Below are 308 nucleotides of genomic sequence, written 5' to 3' on the forward strand. Positions count from 1 at the left end.
TTGAGGGGAGCCTGACGATTACCTACTTTCACACGGGAATCCGCACTATCATCGGCGTAGAGTCGTTTCACGGTCCTGTTCGGGATGGGAAGGGGTGGGACCGACTCGCTATGGTCATCAGGCAAAGAGGGTTGTTGCGTTGCTTCGCAGCGCAACCAATCTTGGAAGAAGCAGTAATTAGGTTGTGTGTATCACACACGAGAATCCAACATGTCGCTCTGGATCGCGGCCAGTGCTTTCACACGGCGCCGATCTACAAGGCAGACTTGTTATAGGATCAAGCCTTACGGGCAATTAGTATCAGTTAG

The 308-nt window shown here is 51.9% G+C and carries 1 rRNA gene; it reads right to left on the minus strand.

Annotated features, from left to right (window positions below):
- Positions 1–9: 9 nt before the first annotated feature.
- Positions 10–122: ribosomal RNA gene (gene rrf / locus H3O04_RS35840) — 5S ribosomal RNA — on the minus strand.
- Between the last annotated feature and the right edge of the window lie 186 nt (positions 123–308).

It is taken from the genome of Burkholderia sp. KCJ3K979 (assembly GCF_016759955.1).
GTDB lineage: Bacteria > Pseudomonadota > Gammaproteobacteria > Burkholderiales > Burkholderiaceae > Burkholderia > Burkholderia orbicola.